We start from the raw sequence: 20,473 nt of genomic DNA on the forward strand, positions 1-20,473 counted from the left end.
TCCGATTAATCTTTTTCATCCTGATATACAATCTTTCCCCTGCAGATCGTATATTTTACTTTTCCAAAAAGCTTCTTCCCTGTAAATGGCGAATTAGAAGACTTGGAAACGTATTCACCTGCCGTCCATTCCTCATTCGGATCGAAAATTACCAGATCCGCCATACCGCCTGTTTTCAGCACGCCGCAGTCCAGTCTGTATAATTTTGCCGGATTTATGCTCATCTTTTCCAATAACTGCATCATGGTTAAATGCCCGGTACGGACCAATGCTGTCACTCCCAGCCCCAGTGCTGTTTCCAGACCAATAATACCGCTGGGTGCCTCCAGAAGAGGCCTGTCTTTTTCTTCCGCACTGTGAGGCGCATGATCCGTAGCGATGATATCGATGCTTCCGTCTTTCAGACCTTCTATCACTGCTAAGCGGTCTGCCTCTGTCCGCAGCGGTGGATTCATCTTCGCCAGACTTCCGTGGATAAGCACAGCTTCTTCTGTCAGGGTAAAATGATGGGGAGTTACCTCTGCATAAACATCTGCCCCTGAATCTTTAGCAAACCGGACCATGCCAACCGATGCAGCTGAACTGATATGCTGAATATTCACCGCAGCCCTGGTATGAAGCGCAAGCATGCAGTCTCTTGCAACAAGGCTGTCTTCAGCCTCTGCCGGAGATCCGTAAATACCGAGACGTTCTGAAACTTTCCCATGATTAATTCCGTTATTTTTAATTAATGCCGGATCCTCCTCATGAAAGCTTAAAGGAAGATTTAAACTGGCTGCCTGTTCCATGGCCTGTTTCACAAGACCGGAATCCATCAATGGAATTCCGTCATCTGTGAAACCAGCTGCTCCATGAGATGCCAATTCCTTCATATCCGTCAGTTCACGCCCCTCCAGTCCTTTAGATACAGCCGCCGCATGAAGAACATGGATCCCAGTCTTTTCCCCTTCCTTTTTTACATATTCCAGAGTATCTGTATTGTCCACCGGGGGCTTCGTATTCGCCATACAGACAACCGTTGTAAAACCGCCTTTGGCAGCCGCTCTTGCACCTGTCTGAATGTCTTCTTTGTAGGTGAGACCCGGATCACGAAAATGAACATGGACGTCTACAAGCCCGGGTGCTGCAATCAGGCCTGAGGCATCTATCACCACATCCTCCTTTGATGCTGCCGCTCCCTGCGGACTCAGACCTGTTCCCATACCGACTATCACTCCATCTTCTATGCAGATATCCATATCCTGTTCTGTCTGAGTTGCTGGATCAATTACATGAGCATTCTTAATCCATATCATCGTTTTATTTTTCCTTTCTTTTCTGATGCCCGTCTGTCCTTTTTTGCTGCAAACCGAAAAAATCCCTGAGGCAATTCAAAAACAAACACAATACCAAGCACGATTGCAACTGCTACTTTCAGGGCAAGAAACCCGGTATGGGCAGCAAGAGCAGTGTTATCGGTCACAATATAGTAAGCAGTCCAGTAGACCAATGCCCCGGGAACCAGGGGAAATATCCCGGATACCAGAAAGATGGTCACCGGGCAGTGCTTTCTGACTGCAAATGTTCTGGAAATCAGGATCACGGCAATGGTTGCAAACAGAGCAGCGGCCGGCTCCGATAATTGTTTTACCAGCATGCTGTATACAAGCCAGCCGGTTCCGCCAATGAAACCGCAATAAGGGTAATATAAGGCAGGTACCCCAAATAACAGGGCAAATGCAACCGTACCCAGTGCTGCAACTGCCATCTCAGATATTGCTGTCACAATATTGCACCTCCTGTAAAACGGTGAAGCAGACCAAATACCAGCCCCACACCCATGGCAATGCAGAAAAACACCAGCAATGCATCCATCATACGGACAGAACCCGCGATATAGTCTCCGTCTGCAATGTCGCGTATGGCATTGGTAAATGCGACTCCAGGAATCAGCGGCATAATGGAACCGATGATCATGTAGTTTAAATGGTCTCCCACACGAAGCATATACAAAAGCGTACACAAAGCCGTGACAAGTGCTCCGCCGCCGATATTTGCCACCAGCTTGGACAGATGGGGACCAGCAAGAAAGACCACATATCCGTAAAGAAAAACGCCGGAACAAAACGCTGCTGCCGCATCTTTTAAATTGCCTCCAAACAAATAACAAAAGCAGGCGCTTCCCACTCCTGAGGCGAGAATGCGCATCTTCTTTGATTTACCCGGCATCTGTTTTATCTGTTCCAGTTTTTCCATCACCTCTGCCGGAGTTAAGGATCCTGTTACAATTTCTCTGGAAAGCTGATTGACAGCGGCCACCCGGTCTAAATGTGTCCCGCTCACCGGAATATGCTGAACCTTTGCAAATATTTCCTCTCTTTTGTTTCCCGCTGTTGTAAAGATTCCGTTGCTGAGTACAAAGGAACTGCAGGATTCAATTCCATAATGACGGCAGATCCGGTCCATGGTTTCTTCCACCCGGAAGATCTCCGCACCATTTTCCAGAAGAATATGACCAGCCATCATGGCGGCATCCAATACCTCACGATTCTGATTCCGTTCACTCATCGTTATGAAGCTCCTGTCCCAGAATAAAAGGCTGCCCGTCTCTTTCAATCATGATTATTCTCTCCCGGTAAGGACCGGATACCTCCAGTTCCTTTAACCGTCCAATGACAGAAAAATCCCCCCAGCAGTGCATGGGAAATGCATGCTGTACATCTGCTTTTCTCATAAACTCATCAAATCCAAGATAAAAGGAATCCTCCTGTCTGGGATCCAGGGGCAGAAACGCTGCACCAATCTTCACCCCTGCCAGCCTGTCCACTTCCCGGGAATACTTCTTTGCCATACTCCGGTTCCAGTCCTCCGGTTCCCCTTCCCATCTCCAGTTGTTTAAATCCCCTGCATGGTAGAGGACTTCTCCATCCACGTTCACCAGAAAAGCAACTCCTTCATCTGTAGAGGCGAAGGTTGTAATCTCAAGCTCCGTACCAAAACCATATGAAAGTCTTAATTTTTTTCCCGGTTTTACAAATGTAACGCAGTCCACTAATTCCTTATTAACCTTCCTTTTGGATATATCATCGGAAAGTACATAATGAACTTCTTTTAAGTCCTTTTGTAAATCAAAGATTTTTTCTGAAAAATGATCTCCATGCCGGTGGCTGGCGAAGATAAAAAGCGGCTTATCCGTATCCAGTTTCGGCAGCGGTCCCTGGGTATAATCAAACAGCAGTACAACAGAAGTCAGTTCTGCCAGAAATGCACTATGATGGACAAATGTGATTTTCATGAGAATCGGTCTCCTTTCATGACTATTTGGAAAAATTATATCACATACCAATCGGTTCTGCATAGCAGATGCGCGCAAAAAAAGGCGGAGACATTTGTCCCCGCCCGCGGAAATTTCTTTCCTTTTCAGCTGTTTTTTCTATATAATTAGTTAGCAGCCTTTGTAGTCTCTGCAGCTTCAGTAGTTTCTTCTTCGCTGGAAGCTTCTTCAGAAGACTCTTCTACAGATGCATCTTCCTTAGTTTCTTCTACAGACTCAGAAGATTCTTCAGATACTTCTTCTGTTGTAGTTTCTTCTGTTGTAACTTCTTCTGTTGTAGCTGCTTCTGTTGTAACTTCTGCCTCTGTTGCTGCAGTTGTTTCAGCAGTCTTTGTGCTTCCACAAGCAGAGATAGCTGCCATGGTTAATACTGCTACGCCGGTAAGTACAAGTTTCTTTGTTGTTAATTTCATAATATTCTCCTCCTTGCGGCTACCAATGTTTTTTATTGAATATGTATGCCGCTGTCTTTTTTTTGATTTCTCAAGACGAGACACAGTTTAACACCTTAAGAAAACAAAGTCAATGAATTCATTATGATTTTTTTCTTAATTAAAAACTGGTAAATTCTTAATTAAATTTACAAATGGCGATGATATGTCAAACAATTAATTATTGATTTGTGCTCTTGAGTTTTTTATATTCTATTTGTTTAAAATTTGTCCATTCGAAAAATTGACTATTTTCAGTAGTTATTACGCGATATTTTTGTTTTATTTTACTAAATCTTTTTCTTTTTTTGTCCATTGCAGATGATATTCATACCTGATATACTTTATTAATAAACGCTTAAAAATCAAGATATAAGGAGGAATCAAATATGTTAAAAGATCTCGTTACCCAGTGTCGTACATACCGCCGCTTCTATCAGAATACACCTATATCTGAAGCGGATCTGCTGGAACTCATTGATCTGGCCAGACTCACCGCTTCAACTGCCAATTCTCAGGCTCTGAAATTCCGGATCAGCCATACACCAAAGGAAAATGCCCTGATATTCGACACCCTGGGCTGGGCCGGAGCACTTCCAGACTGGGACGGCCCGGAGGAAGGAGAGCGTCCCTCCGCTTATATCGTAATACTCTGTGATTTATCACTTGCTAAAAATAAGCCCATTGATGACGGAATTGCCGCACAGACTATTATGTTGGGGGCTGTAGAAAAAGGCTACGGTGGTTGTATGCTGGGTAATGTCCACAGAAGCCAGCTGGCCCAGGCACTTGGCATCGACCCCGCTCTTTATTCTGTGGATCTTGTTCTGGCTCTTGGAAAGCCAAAGGAAGAGGTTGTTATTGTACCAGTAAAAGAGGATGGGGACGTCCGCTATTACAGAGACGAAAATCAGGTCCATTATGTCCCGAAAAGAGCATTAAAAGATATTATTATCTGATTTTGTTTAAAATAGAAATGAAGCCGGCCCGGATACTTTCCGGGACCGGCTTTTAAAATCTTTGTCCGCATTTGGGGCAGTACTCAAAATCCTCTGTTGTTTCATAACCGCAGTGAGAGCATTGCCTTTTATTCCACTCCTGATCCCTTCTGCCGGTTTGTACAAGCGTTAAATCATGCGCTTCAATTTCAACGGATTCTCTCCGGTTTAATTTCCTTCCCTTTTCAGGATTCAGCTCATAAACAGTATTACAACATGACATCTGTACATAATAACGTCTGTTCCATTTTATAATCGGGATAAAAAATACACTGAAATAGCTATAGGTCATAAATACCTGATATCTGCCATAGCCTCCGCACATGGCGCAGATCACTGTCTTCGTATAATCCAGCAGCTTTTTTCCCTGGCTCATTCCGCATATGAAAAACATGGTATCTATCCTCCTGAATTCATTTCGATTCGCTCTGCTGTAATTGCAGGCCTCACTTACCAAAGTAGTCATGTCCCGAGTATACCATAAGCTATTTTTCTTTACAAGTAATAGAAAAAACAGAAAAAAGAAGAACGCTATTATGGAAAAAAATTTACCAGCAGAGTATCTGTTGTTGAAATGATAGAGAAATATATAGAGTATTATAATAATAAACGATTACAAAGAAATTTTGGTGTACTAACGAACCTGATTCACGCTCTTATGAGACTATCACAAAAACCATAGCGGCATAGATGAAGGGCATTGCTCCATAGCTCATTATTGCTATGCCGCAACGCCCCTGTTTCCATCATTCACTATCTTTCCGTACTTGTTTCTTGATGACCATAAAAGGTAAGCAGATATAATCCGCAGATCCCTACCACGGCATACACGATTCTTGAAAGCCACGTCATGCTGCCGAAAATAAATGACACCAGGTTGAAATTGAAGAAACCTACCAGCCCCCAGTTTACTGCACCGATGATGGCAATTGTAAGAGCTGTGTAATTCAATGCTTTATTTCCCATGGCACTACCTCCTTTTCCCTTATATTATGGAGTAGCTTTTTGGTTTTTATACATTAATTTCCCAAACTCCTGATTCTTGATCTGATTTCATCTTCTCTGTCTTGAAATAAAAGATTTTTATTATATTGATAGTACCGTTCGCATTCATACTCTTTTAGAAATTTCATACTGTAATATCCGTTATTTAATTCTGTAATAAACAGAACCATCTCCTGCCCTGCCACAAATGCAGCTTCCAGAAAGTCAAAGGCATGCTCCAGCGCTTTACCGCTTTCAGTGAAAAGTACATCATAGCGGTCATTTTCATCCTGAAACAGCTTCCGGATCAGGTTCCAGTCTTCTTCCTTGTCATCTTTACCAGATTTCTTTAAGGTTTCTTCTATTTTAAGAAGAAGCGCCTCCACATCCCGGTACAGAAAATCTTCCCGCCTGCTCAAAAGCCCTGCCTTCTGCTTCTTCTTTAAGGATTCACTCCACTGGCTTCGTGTATTGTGTATGCGCTCCTCCATGGTAGTTGATGGGTCCACATCTGTCTGCGGGTCAATCTTTTTTAATTCACCCATCAGAAGGCCGGTCCGGTCTCCCTGGTCAGCAACCGCTTTAAAATGCTGTCCAAGCCTGGATAATAGAAGCCCTATTACATTCAGCTTTTCATCAAAGGGAGCACGGCTTAATTTATTACACAGACTTTCCCGGATTGTACCCGAAAGAATCTCGTCAATCTGATAATCATCCCGGTATTTATAGAAGAGTTCCAGATAATTGGCAAAATCTTTGGCAATCCTGGGATACTGAATATATTCTCCCACTACCTCCCGGTCCGGTTTCTTCCCCAGGCGTTCGTATATCTTGATAAAGCTGGATAAATCCTCCCAGCCTCTTGGTGTAGCAAAGAATTTTCCATCTACCGTCGTTTCGATCCGGCAGAAATTGTCCGTTCTGGCATTTAAATAAGAAATTACTGCCGGATGAACCTCATGCTCATACGCATAAGCCTTCCATACGTCATAATCTGCCTCTACATGAATAAGCTTAATTCTGTCTAAGGTCACCACATCGAATTCTCTGACTGATTTGTTGTATTCCGGAGGATTTCCAGCAGTTACAATAATCCATCCTTCCGGAATGCGGTGGTTTCCGAAGGTCTTATATTGAAGAAACTGAAGCATGGTTGGCGCCAGCGTTTCCGAAACACAGTTGATTTCATCAATAAAGAGAATTCCTTCCGGCAGCCCTGTGCTTTCTATTTTATTATAAACAGAAGCCACAATTTCACTCATGGTATATTCCGTTACGCGATACGTTTTGCCCCCGAATTCCTTATCCGTTATAAATGGGAGTCCCACTGCACTCTGCCTTGTATGATGGGTAATGGTATAAGCCACCAATCCGATCTGACACTCTCTTGCAATCTGCTCCATGATCTGTGTTTTCCCCACGCCGGGCGGTCCCATTAAAAATATGGGTCTCTGCCGCATTGCAGGAATCTCATAGGTGCCGTAATTATCTTTCATTAAATAAGCTTCAATGCTGTTTTTAATTTCTTCTTTTGCTCGTTTTATATTCATCGTTATTCATTCTCCTGTCATTTTACTTCCAGATCTTCCCTGGTCAATATGACCTTCATTGCCCAGCCAGGAACTGATATGTCCTCATACTGATCTTCCATAAACACAAATGCAGTTTCATATGGAGGCATTTTTACAGGATAGATACCTTTCCCATCAGTAAAATACAACAGCCCGCGGAGCTTTTTAAAAACTCCCTGATTAATAAGTCCATTTACATATTCAAATGCTGGTCTAAAATCGGTTCCTCCGAATCCGGAAAGAGTGAAATGCTCCATATAAGCTTCCATCTCTTCCCTGCTCGTAATGACTTCATCGGAACGTATCTGCTCATCACACTGTATGATATGAATATTTATCTTACGGAAATAACTTTCCGATTCACGAAGAACTTCATAGGTTTCCTCTAAAAAGCTGCGAACCAGATCACCGGAAACCGACATAGAGGTATCTATGACAATCACAAAATCTTCGATCTTAAAAACCTCTCTTGTCTCAAGAGGCTCAATCAAAGGCATATTCTTGTAGAGTGACAGACCGTAGGTATAAAATATGGAATCAAAGGAATCCGGATCGATCTCCGCTTCTTCTTTCAAAACTGCAAATTTCCTTAAAAACCGTTTATAGTCATACCGTTCCCGATTTTCTATCTTCACCTGTTCCAGAAACTCTCTGGAAGAATCGTCTTCCTTTTCACCAAAGGCTTCCACCTCTGTTTCCATCTTTTCTCTGATATTCTGCCACTTACTCTGGCGTTCTATCTTAAGGTGGGGATCCTCCTCCTGTTCCCATTTATCATGACTGTCCACATAAAACTCCATCTCCATCCGGCGGAGTGTGTCCTCTGACAGATCCATTTTCATAAGGGTATGGTAGATTCCTTCTGCCGTAAGTACAGAAAGCCTGGTATTCATCTGCCCGTATATTTCGCGTCGGAATGGGGACTGATGACGGTAAACCGATTTCACATAAAAACTGTCCAGAACAGACTCTGATGCAATGTCACAGGCCAGATCCCAATACCGCTTTTTCCGCTGTCCCATAGAACCCAGATGCCAGAACAAACAGTGGAAAAGCATATGAAGATAAGCCCGGTTTATAAAAACACGGCCTCTTTGAAACATGGAAAATAGATGTTCCGGCTGATAATAGATTACATAACCGTCAGTGCTGAGTCCAATACCTGACCGTTCTGCTTCAAACCCAAAGCTGCTTAACGCCACATCCAGATAGCGGAAATTAAGATACAGCTCATTTCTGGCATTCCCCAGAATTTCATGTCCAAGTTCCACCTCATTCAGCTCATCAAGCTGGCGCTGCCTGACCGGATCAATCATATGATACACCTTCTTTCCTCGTAACTGCAACCTATAAAGAGAACGTCCGCTTTTTCACAGGAAAACGCAGATGTCTTAAATCCATTAAAGGGCTTAAAAGCTCTGTATAGTTCTTTTCCGATGCCATGTCAATCAGACGGTCAAATTCCGCCTGATCCCTGCAATACTTCGATGCCAGCCAGTAAAACAGCTCACTGTCTTTTAGTGCTGCCTCTCCTGCTGCCTCTAAATGCTCCCGCAAATAGCTTTCATAGATCTTGCGGTCACCAGGAAGCAGATTGATGGGCGTATAAAGTCTTCCCATAGCAAGAGAACAAGCCAGCCGGTCCGATTCCTGAACCCGGACATGAGGAAATAAAGCATCGTATTTATGAAACTGAAATTCTGTCTGATCAAAGCAATAGCGGTACATATGCCCGCACCCGTGCATCTCCCGAAATACAATCCGGGCCGGTGTATGTTCCACCGATTCCTCATACATTTCAGGAAAAATAAGCCTGGCAGCTTTATCCCGGACATAGTAGTTTACATAAAGTTCCTGTCGAAGTTCTGATACGATTCCCTGCATACACGAGCGGCTTCCATCAACGATATGAATATCCAGACTTTTTATTTTTGAGCACCCGGTAAAGAGACCGGAACCTAAATCAAAGATAGAACTAAAGCATTCCAGATGATTTAACTCAAAACAGTTATAAAAAGCATATTTTCCTATTTTTTTAATAGAAACCGGAAGATATAAGTCCTGCAAGCGTTCACAGATAATCTCTGGTGGGAGATCTTTTTCGTTATAAGACGCCGGATTTCCCTCTTCATCACACATTTGAACGTCATTTCCAGCCTTGGAAAGCATCTCCCGTCTTCCCTCTCCATTGGAAAAAACATACTCTGCCAGCTCTGTCACCGGCAGTTCACCAATCTTCTCAGGTATACGTACCGTTCCATCATACCCTCTGCATTCTAAAATGCGTACCTGATTATTTATAATCTGATATAAAAACATGTTAATCCCTCTTAAATTATTCGTTTAACAAATCAATATAACAGAAAAATTAAAGAAAATCAACTGGCTGATACCATTTATAATATTTTATACACAATGCAAAGGAGAATCGGAAGAAAAAATAACTTTTTCCTGCCGATTCTCCTTAATCATATCATTTATCCAGCGTCAGATTCATACTCCCCATTCGGTAACCATCTAAATCAAGCGTTACGTATGAAAAACCCATCTGGTGAAGCTCTGCTGTTATTACACTTTTTTCCGGTTCTGTTATAAGCCGGGAAATCTGATCAGGAAGCACTTCAATCCTGGCAATTGTACCATGGATACGGACTCTCACCTGATGAAAGCCAAGATCCAGTAAAAGCTGCTCCGCCTTGTCCACCATTGACAGCTTTTCCTTTGAGATTGTCTCCCCATAGACAAACCGGCTTGACAGGCAGGCAAATGACTGTTTATTCCAGGTATGTAACCCCAGACCCCTGGACAACTCCCTGATTTCCTCCTTATTCAGTTCTGCATAGCGCAGCGGGCTGTGCACTCCCAGTTCTGCTACCGCTATTAATCCCGGGCGGTAATCCCCGTTATCATCCAGATTGGAGCCTTCCGCAACCTGTTTTATCCCATGTTTCTGTGCCACTTCAGCCACCTTTACAAACAGCTCATGCTTGCATAAATAACACCTGTTTTTCGGATTGCTGCTAAAATCTTCAATATCCAGTTCTTCGCTGTCTACAATAAAATGCCGGATTCCTTCTGACTTGCAGAACTGGATTGCCTCATTCAGTTCCCGCTCTGGAAAGGAGCAGGATTTTGCTGTCACTGCAATCACCTGATCTCCAAGTACTTCGTGTGCTGTTTTTAATAGAAAAGTTGAATCCACCCCTGAAGAAAAAGCAACTGCAAGACTGCCAAGATCGGATATATAAGCCCTCAGTCTCTGATTTTTTTCCTGAATATTCATATAGTCTCCTTATGCCACACTTGTTCAATATGTTTATAGGGATTATATCAATTAAGAGGAGCGGTGTCAATTCATCTGATGCTTCATTTTCACAAACTCTTCACAGAACTATCATTTTCTTGTCACACTTTTCCAGTATATTAGTAATCACAAAGAGGTCAACAACCTTTTCATATAAATACTTTTTCATACATCAGCCGGTAGGATCCGCCAATCTTACCGGCTCCTCCCCTTTTTTACCAATTGCTGCTTTTTAATCCAATCTTTCTATATTTCAATGATTCCCCATTGGTGTTAATATAAAGTTGTTCAAAAAATTATAAGTAAAGAGGGAGGTAAATGTTTATGTTTTTTGATTTCAGTTCCTGCAATTTCAGTGATATATTAGAATTAATTTCCCAGTTTTGCAAATAATTCGTTCTTATGGGGTTCAGCCATTTTGGCTGAACCTTATTCAGTTACTTATTGATTAAATGAACCTATTTCAATTAAATTCCCTTCCGGGTCTGCAATATAACAGGTTCGCTGTCCCCATTCCTCCGTTGTCGGTTTTAAAACAGGGGATGCTCCTTTCGATACTACTTCTTGAAACGCCAGATCAACTGCAGCATAATTCTCCACACTCAACGCAACTTCGTAATGTCCATTCACTGCCTTTGCATAGTGAAATGACCTGTTTGTCATTTTCTCAAAATCACTTCTCCGGTACAGCAGGAATAATATACCATCTTTTTCCAGAAAAACATTTGTCGTATTTTCATCTTCCTTTATTTCAAACCCCAGTACATCCCGGTAAAACCGTACCATAACTGCCATATCCTCTACGAATATTCCAAAACCATCTAATTTCATATCCTACAAACCTCCTGTTTTTTTACAATTATACTGTCTCTAACAGGACATCTGTCTGTCATAATATAAATAAGATTTCTTTGTATTTCACAAACTCTTCACAGTAATAACATATTACCATCACAATTGTACCTTATATTGATACTTGTAAATAGGTCAACAACCTTTCATTATATACTTTTTTTCATACTTTAAGCCGGCAGAGTCCCCCCTCTTGCCGGCTTCCTTCCTATTATATTCTAATCTCCAACCTTCCTTGCCTCAAACATCTGACTGAGTAAAAGCCAGTTAGCCCGGAAGAACTGCATGATCTGCCAGTACCCGGCACCCGTTAATCCATATTCTTTAATAAGGTCAAATTTGGCTTTATAACTCCTCACATCCTCAAACCAGACCTCGTGCTCAATCCCAAACTTCCAATAACGGAAAAACGGAGACATCGCCTCTTCATCAAACTGAATTTCCACCCCATTTTCAATGGCTAGCTGAACCGCTTCCAGATTACTTATGGTTTCTGCTCTAGTCACTCCCCGCTCATATGGAAGCGGCCAGTCATATCCGTAATTTGGGATTCCAAGGCTGATTTTATATAATGGGATTTCAGTTATTGCGTAGTCAACCACTTTTCTAACCATGTTGATTGGAGCAACTGCCATGGGGGGACCGTATGTATACCCCCACTCATAAGTCATTAATAAGACTCTGTTTGCCGCTTCCCCGAGCAGCCTGTAATCCACGCCCTCATACAAAAGTCCGCTCTGTGTGGCTGATGTCTTAGGGGCCAGAGCTACGGTTACCTGGTAACCAAACTGATTCATGATCTGTGTGGTCCGTTTCACAAATTCAGCATATGCCTGCCGGTCATCTGCCATAATGTACTCAAAATCAATATCAAGGCCACCAAACCGCTTCTCCTGCATGATTTGCCCCAGATTCCATATCAGACGCTGCTGAATCTGCGGATTATGCACCAGGTTTGTTACCAGATTGTTATTAAATCTGCCATCCGGTCCAAAAGGTGTTAAAGTCAGAATTGGACGCACTCCCGCTTCCAGTGCCCGGTCAATCATCCACTCATCTGAGCTCAAGGGAGGAACCAGTTCTCCCTCTGGCGTAAACCCATAGGAAAAAACGTAAAGATCTGTGAGAAACGGAAGAGTCTGATCCAGATTATCCGGATTTATGAAAGGATATGCATAACCAAACACGTAAAGAGGAATCCTGTCATCAGGAGGACCGTCTCCCCTTATATAAAGTGCCTGACCTACAGCCAGGCGGTATGGAGGATATATCTGATTGTCATATGTTAATGCTTCTACCGGAACGTTCTGGGACGCGGCAATGGAATCTACACTGTCTCCCGGCTGTACTACATATATATTCATAGCAGCACCCTTTTACCTGAATTGATAAAGCATATGAAAAATCTGCCGGAAACATGATAAAAACCGGGCTATTTTCCGTTTCATTACAAAAAAAATATGCTCTTTCGACTGGGAGTCTGTGAAATAAAAACAGTGCACTCTACCACTTAATCATTTTTCATATATCCCCCTCAATTTATTACCTTTATTATAATAAAATTTGTTTACTGCTCAGGCCCTGCATTGTTATACTATTCTTAAATCAGAAAGGCGGTATATAAAATGATTAAATTTTTTCAATGGACTCAATTAACGTCCGTATATAATTTAGTTGATAAAAACATGATACAGGAAATTCTTTTTAACAATAACATCATATACCGAATGAAAGTAAAAGACTTATCAGTTAGAAATCCGTTTGACTACCGCTATGCAGGAATCGGAACCAACAAACTAAAATTATCTTACACATTTTATGTAAAGAAGCAAGATCTTGAATTTGCCCTACATTTGTTGAAGTAAAATGCGGTTTCATTTTCATCTCCTTGTAACTATCAATATATATACGAAATATCAGCACTAAGTATCAATATATAAAAACTGTCCCAGCACCGGCTTTTACCTTTTGCGGGGATACTTATATACCAAAATGAATAAACTGAGTATGACCTTAAAATAATACCTCTTAAATTCCTATAAAGTTAAGCAGTAAAAAAGTCAGAAAAAAGTAATATGCTTTTTAACTGTCTTCGTTGTATAATATGAAAAAAGGAGGTTTTCAAATGCAAAAAATATTAGTATGTGACGATGACAAGCAGATTGTCGAAGCAATTGATATATATTTAACCGGAGAAGGATTTCATGTAATAAAGGCTTATGACGGTTTTGAAGCTCTGGAGCTTCTGATTGAGAATGAAGTGGATTTAATGATACTGGATGTTATGATGCCGGGACTGGACGGAATCCGTACCACGTTAAAAGTACGGGAGACCAGCAGCATTCCCATCATCATTCTATCCGCCAAATCTGAAGATACCGATAAAATTCTGGGTCTTAATATCGGAGCAGACGACTATATTACCAAGCCGTTTAACCCCCTGGAACTTGTGGCCAGAGTCAAATCACAGCTTCGCCGTTACACCCAGCTGGGTAATATGAATCAGCAGCCAGCCGGACAGATCTACAAATGCGGCGGACTTGCTATCAATGATGATAATAAGGAAGTCACGGTTGATGAGGAAGTCATTAAACTGACTCCCATTGAATACAACATTCTTCTGCTCCTTGTTAAAAATGCAGGAAAGGTATTCTCCATTGATGAAATATATGAACAGATCTGGAATGAAGAAGCGATTGGAGCCGACAACACCGTTGCAGTTCATATCCGCCATATCCGGGAGAAAATCGAGATTAATCCCAGAGAACCCCGGTATCTAAAGGTAGTCTGGGGCGTAGGTTATAAGATCGAAAAGCAATAGGAGTCATTATGAAAAAAAGAAAAGAAAAGGCCATACTGGCTCATCTCCTGTTCTCCCTTCTGGTAGTGATCGGTGTCACTATCATGTATAACAACCCCCATTACGAGGAAGGAATCAGCTGGATCACCCAGGAGACCTACGAGGATACTCCCCAATTCACCAGTCAGTTAAAATCTGATATAGATGATATATTTAATTATGTAAAATACAAGGAAGTATTTGAAACAAACGGAAAGCTGGATTACTCTAAATTTATCATACAGGTTGCGGATGGTCCGGGAACCACAAAAGACTTCACATTAGACGAGATGATCCGCCACGCCAAGTCCAAGGGATATTATCTGAATGAGCAGTTTAAGGTGAGCGGCGGTCATCCTGATAAAGATACTGACGAAGATTTAAATTACCAGGTTCTTTACCGGGCCTATGAACCTGATTTCAAGGCATCAGAACCAGGAGACTCTTTTCAGTCCATTGATCAGCTCTCCTATGAGGTTCTCTCTCATTTGGGCAACTATTACCGCTTTTATTACCAGTTTATTCAAAATCCAGGGAATTTAAAGTTTGAAATCCGTTATCAGAATACCTCGAAAGACTATAAACTATACACCAACTTCCCAGGAAAAACCCTTGAGCAGTATAAGACGTTGGGAAAATATTTATACGTTACAGGAGAGGCACTTTATGTAGACTCCAACCTGTTGTCCGTACCGAAGAACGTGGCCTCTGAACTGGAGAAGATGAACCCCTATAACAATGGCAATTATTATATGTCCGTAGCAGTCAATACCTCCTATCCTTACGATGATGTTTACTACCAGTCATCGGAATCCTTTGAACAGATGCGTATTCTCTTCATCATTGGTATGATCTGCCTTGCGCTTGGAATCTTAGGGTGTATCGCAACACTTTATGTTATGGTACTTCTTACCGGGCATCCCAGCGAATCAGGCTCCTCTCCAACCGCGCAGAAACCGGACCGTCTTCCCGTCGAACTCAGTCTTGTTTTATATCTGGCAGCCACTGGTCTGGCCCTGCTGTTCTCACAGCTGGTCGTTTATAAGATTATTCATCTGTTTCTCGCTTTTGAGAAATGGTACTATGGAGAGCTGGTAATAAAAATACTGATACTCTATGCTGCCGGAATCTCTGTTTCTTTGCACCTGTTGGCGCAGTATAAGTCCGGTATTCTATGGAAAAACAGTCTTTTGTATAAAGGGATAAGAACCTTTAAACTCTATCTGAAGCATCACCGCTTTACTACCAGAATCATGATCACCTATTCCCTGTTTCTGGTTTTTAATGTGGTGATGATACTGGCTTTTGCATTTTTGCTGCTTTCATACAGCAGTTTAGAGTCCCGGATACTGATGGGAGCATTGGCTGTGCTGTTTTGCGCTGGGGATCTTTGGGCATTTCATCAGATGTACAGAAATGCCTGGCAGACCGACCAGATTAATCAGGCACTTTTAAATATCTCCAATGGAAATACAACGTATAAGATTGATACGAAAAAGTTTTATGGAAAAGAGCGGGAACTGGCTGAACATATTAACCACATCAGCACTGGACTTGAAACTGCTCTCCAGGAAAAGGTTCGCAGCGAACGGCTGAAGGCTGATCTGATTACTAATGTTTCCCACGATATAAAAACTCCGCTTACGTCGATTATCAACTATGTGGATTTAATTAAACGGGAGAATATAAAGGATCCCCGGATTCAGGAATATCTGGAGGTACTGGAACAGAAATCCCAGCGTTTAAAGACATTGACAGAAGATTTGGTAGAGGCTTCCAAGGCCAGCTCGGGAAACTTAAAGCTGGAGATGGCAAGCATTGATTTTGTTGAACTAATCCATCAGACAAACGGAGAATTTGAAGAAAAGTTTTCACTGCGTCATTTAGAGCTGGTATCCGTACTTCCAGACGAATCCCTGCTGATCGAGGCAGATGGACGGTACTTATGGAGAGTACTTGAGAACCTTTATAACAATGCATTCAAATATGCAATGGAACACAGCCGGGTATATGTGGATATTGAGAGAGAGAATCAGAACATTTTATTTACCATAAAGAATATTTCTGAAAATCCGTTAAACATCCGCGCAGATGAACTGACAGAACGGTTCGTCCGTGGGGACGTAGCCAGAACCACCGAGGGAAGCGGTCTGGGAATCTCCATTGCAAAGAGCCTGACCGAGCTTCAGGGTGGGCAATTCCGCCTTTTTATTGACGGAGATTTATTTAAGGCAACGGTGTCTTTTCCCCTTAAGAAATAAGACGGATTCTTTCCCACTTTCCGGTGAGATACCTGCTGAATGATATGATATAATTAATGGTCCAGCCGATTGGCACAGCAAACCATACGGCCTGGACCCCGATTACAGGAGCAAATAATGCAGCTCCCGTTACGCGTATTGCCAGATTTACCAGATTGGCTGCCGTAAACACCACCACATCACCTGCACCTCTTAAAAGTCCGTCTGTGATTGCCTTTAATCCAATAAAGAAAAAGAAGAAGGAAATAAACCGTACATAACTGATTCCTGTCACAAATGCTTCCAGGGCACTGCTCTCATTTAAGAAGCTTCTGATAAACACATCTCCAAGGCTCTCCATTATGATGCAGATAATAATTGCAAACACTGCTGCCATCTTACAGCAGGCTGTGTATCCGTTCCTGACACGATCCGTTTTCTGTGCTCCCATGTTCTGCGCCGTATACGTTGACATGGCATTCCCCAGCGCCAGCATTGGTACAATACAGATGGATTCTATCCTGGTTCCTGCCGCAAAACCAGCCATGACTGCAGATCCGAATCCATTGACAACCGACTGTACCAGGAGCATCCCAATGTGTACGATGGACTGCTGAAGTGTGGAAGGAATTGCCACCTGCATCATGTGAACTGTCATCTTCCAGTCATATATATGAAATAATTCCGTAGTTTCATAAGTTCTTATCCGTCTGATCAGAATGGTGAACGATAACACAGCAGATAATCCCTGTGCAATCAGCGTTGCAGCAGCAACACCTGCTACTCCTTTGTGAAACTGCAGCACGAACAGCAGATCCAGCGCTATATTTAACAGAGAAGAGAACACCAGAAGATACAATGGCGTTTTAGAATCTCCAAGTGACTGAAACACAGCTGCCTGAACATTATACATGAACAGAAAAGGCAGACCGATAAAATAAATACTTAAATACACCGATGCCTGCTCAAAAACATTGGAAGGTGTATTCATAAGATGAAGAATCCGGGTATTGAAAAACAGTCCCAGCCCGCCAAGCACCATACCAATGGTCAGAAAATTAATTAATGTGGTGGAGATGGCTGTTTTCATATTCCCTGTCTGCTTTGCCCCAAGAAATTGTGATACTACCACAGAGCTTCCGATTCCTCCCCCTACTGCTATGGCGATAAATACGTTGGTAATGGCGAAAGAGGCCCCAACTGAAGCAAGGGCTTCTTCTCCAACAAACCGCCCCACAACGACAGAGTCAATAATATTATAAAACTGCTGAAATAAATTGCCCAGGATCATGGGAAGGGCAAAAAGAAGGAGGGCCCTTCCCGGCGGATCCGTGATCATGTTAATCTCTTTTTTCTGTTTTTTCATACTCATTATTCTGAACCATTCCTATCCAAATATACGCCAGCCGCAGATAAAGTTGTTGCTCCACCAGGAGCTTAAAGACCGTTCTACCACCCGTCCGTTACTTGAGGAAGCATCAATTACTTTCCCTCCGCCAGCCACGATTCCCACATGACCGCTGACTACGATAATATCGCCGGCCTGCAGACTGCCAAAGCTTGATATCTTCGTGTATTTGCCTACACTTCTCCAGCCAGAGGAGGTCAGATAGCTCTGGCGGACACCTGCCTGATTCAGCGACCAGTATATAAAGCCGGAACAGTCAAAGGAACCAGGTCCTTTTGATCCCCATACATAGGGACTGCCAAGTTTGGATCTTGCGATTGAAAGGAGACCGCTGACACCGGAACCTCCCTTTACTGTGCCGCCTTTTCCGGAGTCATTTGCCGAACCACCACCGGAAGTGCCCGCAGATTTCACACCGCTTCCTGTCAATTTATTCATAGTCATCTGGCCTACGGCACCGTCAGAGGAAAGACCGTTTCTGCTCTGGAAGGCTTTTACCGCTTTTTCAGTTACTTCCCCATAATAGCCGGTTATATTGCCTTTTGAAAGATATCCGTATTTATTTAAGAGCTGCTGGATCTTAACAACAGAATCTCCCTGTTCACCAAGCCCCATACCATTGGGCTGTGCTTCAGAACTGTTTAATGCTATTCTGGTTGAAGGTCCCAGAAATCCGTCTACTACAAGGTCATTACGTGACTGGAACTGTTTAACTGCTGCTACCGTATCATTTCCATACGCACCGTCGGGCTCTGTCATCAAATATCCCAAAGCCTTTAAGCGCTCCTGGCTGGCCAGTACTACATCGCTCTTTTCTCCATAGGTCAGGTAATTCGGCCGGATCTCCTCACTGTAGAGCAGGTTGATCGTCTGGCGGCCTACCTTACCATCTACATTAAGACCGTTGACCTCCTGAAGCTTCATCACAGCCGCCTCAGTCTCGTCACCAAAACTTCCAGTAACCTGGTCTGCATTAGCAAGATACCCCAGTTCATAAAGACGGTTCTGAATCCTTGCGATATCATCACCCTGAACTCCCTTTGCAACCGCGTAGTATTTGGCAGACGGAGACATAATGGAATTTAAGGTTTCCGGACCGACAATTCCATCCTGAACCAGTTCATTCTGCCTTTGATACGTCTTTACTGCTGCCTCAGTTACATTACCAAAGTAATTGGTAGGTTCATCATTATCCATAAATCCCAGATTCATCAGACGTTCCTGAATACTGGCTATTATAGGATGTTCCACACCATTTCTCAGAAATTCCGGTATGGGATTTTCTTTCAGTTCCGGTACGTCGTCAAGGCTTGGAAGCAAAAATCCGCCTGGTGCCAACAGGGTCAGAGGCTGCTCTTTTTTTACTTCTGTAACGATGGCGGATGCCGGTGTCGCAGTCAGTGTCTCCTTTGAATCTGTGCTCTCACTGCTGCATGCAGACAGACAGGCTGCAGCCGCTGCAGCTATAAAAAACGGTCCTGCAAACCGTCTGTTCCAGTATTTATCTATGTTCATTAATTAATTTCCTTTCATATGTAAAATCAGGTCTATTTTAACATAATTTTGTCGGAAAGGGAAAGGAAATTTATTTCATTGCGCCTTTTTACTTCTTATGATATAGTATAATAGAACGATTTAGTTAGTTAAAACTAACCGTTTCTTGGAGAGGAGGAAACTTATGACACCAATTTTATGGGCAGCCGGAGGTACCGGTTTCACCTTTTTAATGACAACACTGGGAGCTTCGGTTGTATTTTTCTTTCGAAAGGAAGTAAATCAATCAGTACAAAGGATTTTTCTGGGATTTGCGGCAGGCGTCATGATTGCAGCATCAGTCTGGTCACTGCTGATCCCTGCAATAGAAGAGGCACAGGCAAGGGGAGAGATCGGCTGGATTCCTGCTGCCGGAGGCTTTTTACTGGGCGTATTATTTTTAATTGTGCTGGACAGCTGTCTGCCCCATCTACATCCAGATATCAGCAGTCCCGATACCAACAAAGCAGAAGGTATTTCATCATCCTGGAAACGTACCACACTGCTGGTCATGGCCGTTACACTTCATAATATACCAGAAGGTATGGCGGTTGGTCTGGCATTTGCCCTTGCTGCTCAGCATGGAGGTGACCCGGCCCTTTATACCTCGGCCATGGCTCTCGCTATCGGAATCGGGATTCAGAATTTTCCGGAAGGAGCCGCCATATCCCTCCCGCTCAGGCAGGAGGGGCTCTCTACCCGCAAGGCTTTTATAAAGGGAAGCTTATCAGGAATCGTGGAACCTGTATTTGGTATCCTCACTGTCATGGCTGCAGGAGGTATCGCTCCATTGATGCCATGGCTTCTGTCATTCGCAGCGGGTGCCATGATGTATGTGGTTGTGGAGGAACTGATCCCCGAGGCACACTTAGGTGAGCATTCCAATGTTGGAACCCTAGGAGTCATGGCCGGATTTCTTATAATGATGATACTGGATGTCTCTTTAGGTTAAACAATGGGCCCCGGCAGATGATTTCACTGCCCGGGGCCCATTAATTCA

Annotated in this window: 19 protein-coding genes and 1 pseudogene; 5 read left to right on the forward strand and 15 right to left on the reverse strand. The window is 42.9% G+C overall.

The genetic code is table 11. The annotated features are described in order from the left end of the window. Nucleotides 1-5: 5 nt before the first annotated feature. The 5 genes from CRO04_RS17095 to CRO04_RS17115 form a co-directional block, all read right to left on the reverse strand. A complete protein-coding gene (locus CRO04_RS17095; RefSeq protein ID WP_097005451.1) occupies nucleotides 6-1,295 on the reverse strand; it encodes a dihydroorotase in 1,290 nt (429 codons plus the stop codon). Then, nucleotides 1,292-1,765, reverse strand: a complete 474-nt coding sequence (locus CRO04_RS17100; protein WP_242974530.1) for a threonine/serine exporter family protein — start codon at nucleotides 1,763-1,765, stop codon at nucleotides 1,292-1,294. The genes CRO04_RS17095 and CRO04_RS17100 overlap by 4 nt, the downstream gene beginning before the upstream one ends. Beyond that, entirely contained in the window at nucleotides 1,762-2,547 is a 786-nt protein-coding gene (locus tag CRO04_RS17105; RefSeq protein WP_097005452.1) for a threonine/serine exporter family protein, read from the reverse strand. The genes CRO04_RS17100 and CRO04_RS17105 overlap by 4 nt, the downstream gene beginning before the upstream one ends. After that, nucleotides 2,540-3,274, reverse strand: a complete 735-nt coding sequence (locus CRO04_RS17110; protein ID WP_097005453.1) for an MBL fold metallo-hydrolase — start codon at nucleotides 3,272-3,274, stop codon at nucleotides 2,540-2,542. Before CRO04_RS17110 ends, CRO04_RS17105 begins: the two co-directional genes overlap by 8 nt. 146 nt (nucleotides 3,275-3,420) lie before the next feature. Beyond that, nucleotides 3,421-3,726 (reverse strand): hypothetical protein, encoded by a 306-nt coding sequence (locus tag CRO04_RS17115; protein ID WP_097005454.1) that lies wholly within the window; start codon nucleotides 3,724-3,726, stop codon nucleotides 3,421-3,423. A 407-nt stretch (nucleotides 3,727-4,133) separates the two neighbouring features. Here CRO04_RS17115 and CRO04_RS17120 point away from each other — a divergent pair, with 407 nt between their 5' ends. Continuing rightward, entirely contained in the window at nucleotides 4,134-4,703 is a 570-nt protein-coding gene (locus tag CRO04_RS17120; protein ID WP_097005455.1) for a nitroreductase family protein, read from the forward strand. A 52-nt stretch (nucleotides 4,704-4,755) separates the two neighbouring features. Here CRO04_RS17120 and CRO04_RS17125 read toward each other — a convergent pair whose 3' ends face one another. Further along, nucleotides 4,756-5,136, reverse strand: coding sequence for a zinc ribbon domain-containing protein (locus tag CRO04_RS17125; protein ID WP_097005456.1), 381 nt, complete (start codon nucleotides 5,134-5,136; stop codon nucleotides 4,756-4,758). A 138-nt stretch (nucleotides 5,137-5,274) separates the two neighbouring features. Here CRO04_RS17125 and CRO04_RS27315 point away from each other — a divergent pair. Beyond that, nucleotides 5,275-5,424 (forward strand): annotated as a pseudogene (locus CRO04_RS27315) (IS3 family transposase); the annotation flags it as partial. 71 nt (nucleotides 5,425-5,495) lie between these two features. Here the strand turns inward: CRO04_RS27315 and CRO04_RS17135 are convergent. From CRO04_RS17135 to CRO04_RS17165, 7 genes are all read right to left on the reverse strand, one after another. Continuing rightward, nucleotides 5,496-5,708 carry a DUF378 domain-containing protein gene (locus CRO04_RS17135; RefSeq protein WP_097005458.1) on the reverse strand — a complete coding sequence of 71 codons (213 nt, stop codon included), beginning with the start codon at nucleotides 5,706-5,708 and terminating at the stop codon, nucleotides 5,496-5,498. A 53-nt stretch (nucleotides 5,709-5,761) separates the two neighbouring features. Then, nucleotides 5,762-7,276, reverse strand: coding sequence for an ATP-binding protein (locus CRO04_RS17140; RefSeq protein WP_097005459.1), 1,515 nt, complete (start codon nucleotides 7,274-7,276; stop codon nucleotides 5,762-5,764). A gap of 17 nt (nucleotides 7,277-7,293) precedes the next feature. After that, entirely contained in the window at nucleotides 7,294-8,613 is a 1,320-nt protein-coding gene (locus tag CRO04_RS17145; RefSeq protein ID WP_097005460.1) for a VWA-like domain-containing protein, read from the reverse strand. Between the two features lie 31 nt (nucleotides 8,614-8,644). Next, nucleotides 8,645-9,616 carry a leucine-rich repeat protein gene (locus CRO04_RS17150; protein WP_097005461.1) on the reverse strand — a complete coding sequence of 324 codons (972 nt, stop codon included), beginning with the start codon at nucleotides 9,614-9,616 and terminating at the stop codon, nucleotides 8,645-8,647. A 154-nt stretch (nucleotides 9,617-9,770) separates the two neighbouring features. Continuing rightward, on the reverse strand, nucleotides 9,771-10,580 hold the full coding sequence (gene larE, locus CRO04_RS17155) for an ATP-dependent sacrificial sulfur transferase LarE (protein ID WP_097005462.1): 810 nt from the start codon (nucleotides 10,578-10,580) through the stop codon (nucleotides 9,771-9,773). Between the two features lie 462 nt (nucleotides 10,581-11,042). Beyond that, entirely contained in the window at nucleotides 11,043-11,432 is a 390-nt protein-coding gene (locus CRO04_RS17160; RefSeq protein ID WP_097005463.1) for a VOC family protein, read from the reverse strand. Nucleotides 11,433-11,671: 239 nt separating this feature from the next. Further along, a complete protein-coding gene (locus CRO04_RS17165) occupies nucleotides 11,672-12,817 on the reverse strand; it encodes a glycosyl hydrolase family 18 protein (protein WP_097005464.1) in 1,146 nt (381 codons plus the stop codon). A 761-nt stretch (nucleotides 12,818-13,578) separates the two neighbouring features. Here CRO04_RS17165 and CRO04_RS17175 point away from each other — a divergent pair. Both CRO04_RS17175 and CRO04_RS17180 read left to right on the forward strand, forming a co-directional pair. Next, on the forward strand, nucleotides 13,579-14,274 hold the full coding sequence (locus tag CRO04_RS17175) for a response regulator transcription factor (RefSeq protein ID WP_097005466.1): 696 nt from the start codon (nucleotides 13,579-13,581) through the stop codon (nucleotides 14,272-14,274). An 8-nt stretch (nucleotides 14,275-14,282) separates the two neighbouring features. Beyond that, nucleotides 14,283-16,553, forward strand: coding sequence for a sensor histidine kinase (locus tag CRO04_RS17180; RefSeq protein WP_097005467.1), 2,271 nt, complete (start codon nucleotides 14,283-14,285; stop codon nucleotides 16,551-16,553). Here the strand turns inward: CRO04_RS17180 and CRO04_RS17185 are convergent. Together CRO04_RS17185 and CRO04_RS17190 are read right to left on the reverse strand one after the other, a co-directional pair. Beyond that, the gene (locus tag CRO04_RS17185) at nucleotides 16,543-17,904 is read right to left on the reverse strand and encodes an MATE family efflux transporter (protein ID WP_097005468.1); all 1,362 of its coding nucleotides are present in this window, start codon (nucleotides 17,902-17,904) and stop codon (nucleotides 16,543-16,545) included. The two genes, CRO04_RS17180 and CRO04_RS17185, sit on opposite strands and share 11 nt — an antisense overlap. Nucleotides 17,905-17,919: 15 nt before the next feature. Next, nucleotides 17,920-19,455 (reverse strand): peptidoglycan-binding protein, encoded by a 1,536-nt coding sequence (locus tag CRO04_RS17190; RefSeq protein WP_097005469.1) that lies wholly within the window; start codon nucleotides 19,453-19,455, stop codon nucleotides 17,920-17,922. A 163-nt stretch (nucleotides 19,456-19,618) separates the two neighbouring features. On the opposite strand from CRO04_RS17190, the gene CRO04_RS17195 reads away from it, so the two are divergent. Beyond that, nucleotides 19,619-20,425 (forward strand): ZIP family metal transporter, encoded by an 807-nt coding sequence (locus CRO04_RS17195; RefSeq protein WP_097005470.1) that lies wholly within the window; start codon nucleotides 19,619-19,621, stop codon nucleotides 20,423-20,425. Nucleotides 20,426-20,473: the final 48 nt, after the last annotated feature.

It is taken from the genome of Lacrimispora amygdalina (assembly GCF_900205965.1).
GTDB classification, from domain to species: domain Bacteria; phylum Bacillota; class Clostridia; order Lachnospirales; family Lachnospiraceae; genus Lacrimispora; species Lacrimispora amygdalina_A.

Bases quoted from the DNA above. Each gene is read 5' to 3' on its own strand.
- CRO04_RS17190 (WP_097005469.1), bottom strand. From the start codon at position 19,455: ATGAACATAGATAAATACTGGAACAGACGGTTTGCAGGACCGTTTTTT.
- CRO04_RS17180 (WP_097005467.1), top strand. From the start codon at position 14,283: ATGAAAAAAAGAAAAGAAAAGGCCATACTGGCTCATCTCCTGTTCTCC.
- CRO04_RS17135 (WP_097005458.1), bottom strand. From the start codon at position 5,708: ATGGGAAATAAAGCATTGAATTACACAGCTCTTACAATTGCCATCATC.
- CRO04_RS17120 (WP_097005455.1), top strand. From the start codon at position 4,134: ATGTTAAAAGATCTCGTTACCCAGTGTCGTACATACCGCCGCTTCTAT.
- CRO04_RS17105 (WP_097005452.1), bottom strand. From the start codon at position 2,547: ATGAGTGAACGGAATCAGAATCGTGAGGTATTGGATGCCGCCATGATG.
- CRO04_RS17160 (WP_097005463.1), bottom strand. From the start codon at position 11,432: ATGAAATTAGATGGTTTTGGAATATTCGTAGAGGATATGGCAGTTATG.
- CRO04_RS17110 (WP_097005453.1), bottom strand. From the start codon at position 3,274: ATGAAAATCACATTTGTCCATCATAGTGCATTTCTGGCAGAACTGACT.
- CRO04_RS17175 (WP_097005466.1), top strand. From the start codon at position 13,579: ATGCAAAAAATATTAGTATGTGACGATGACAAGCAGATTGTCGAAGCA.
- CRO04_RS17185 (WP_097005468.1), bottom strand. From the start codon at position 17,904: ATGAGTATGAAAAAACAGAAAAAAGAGATTAACATGATCACGGATCCG.
- CRO04_RS17195 (WP_097005470.1), top strand. From the start codon at position 19,619: ATGACACCAATTTTATGGGCAGCCGGAGGTACCGGTTTCACCTTTTTA.
- CRO04_RS17095 (WP_097005451.1), bottom strand. From the start codon at position 1,295: ATGATATGGATTAAGAATGCTCATGTAATTGATCCAGCAACTCAGACA.
- CRO04_RS17145 (WP_097005460.1), bottom strand. From the start codon at position 8,613: ATGATTGATCCGGTCAGGCAGCGCCAGCTTGATGAGCTGAATGAGGTG.
- CRO04_RS17115 (WP_097005454.1), bottom strand. From the start codon at position 3,726: ATGAAATTAACAACAAAGAAACTTGTACTTACCGGCGTAGCAGTATTA.
- CRO04_RS17150 (WP_097005461.1), bottom strand. From the start codon at position 9,616: ATGTTTTTATATCAGATTATAAATAATCAGGTACGCATTTTAGAATGC.
- larE (WP_097005462.1), bottom strand. From the start codon at position 10,580: ATGAATATTCAGGAAAAAAATCAGAGACTGAGGGCTTATATATCCGAT.
- CRO04_RS17140 (WP_097005459.1), bottom strand. From the start codon at position 7,276: ATGAATATAAAACGAGCAAAAGAAGAAATTAAAAACAGCATTGAAGCT.
- CRO04_RS17125 (WP_097005456.1), bottom strand. From the start codon at position 5,136: ATGTTTTTCATATGCGGAATGAGCCAGGGAAAAAAGCTGCTGGATTAT.
- CRO04_RS17165 (WP_097005464.1), bottom strand. From the start codon at position 12,817: ATGAATATATATGTAGTACAGCCGGGAGACAGTGTAGATTCCATTGCC.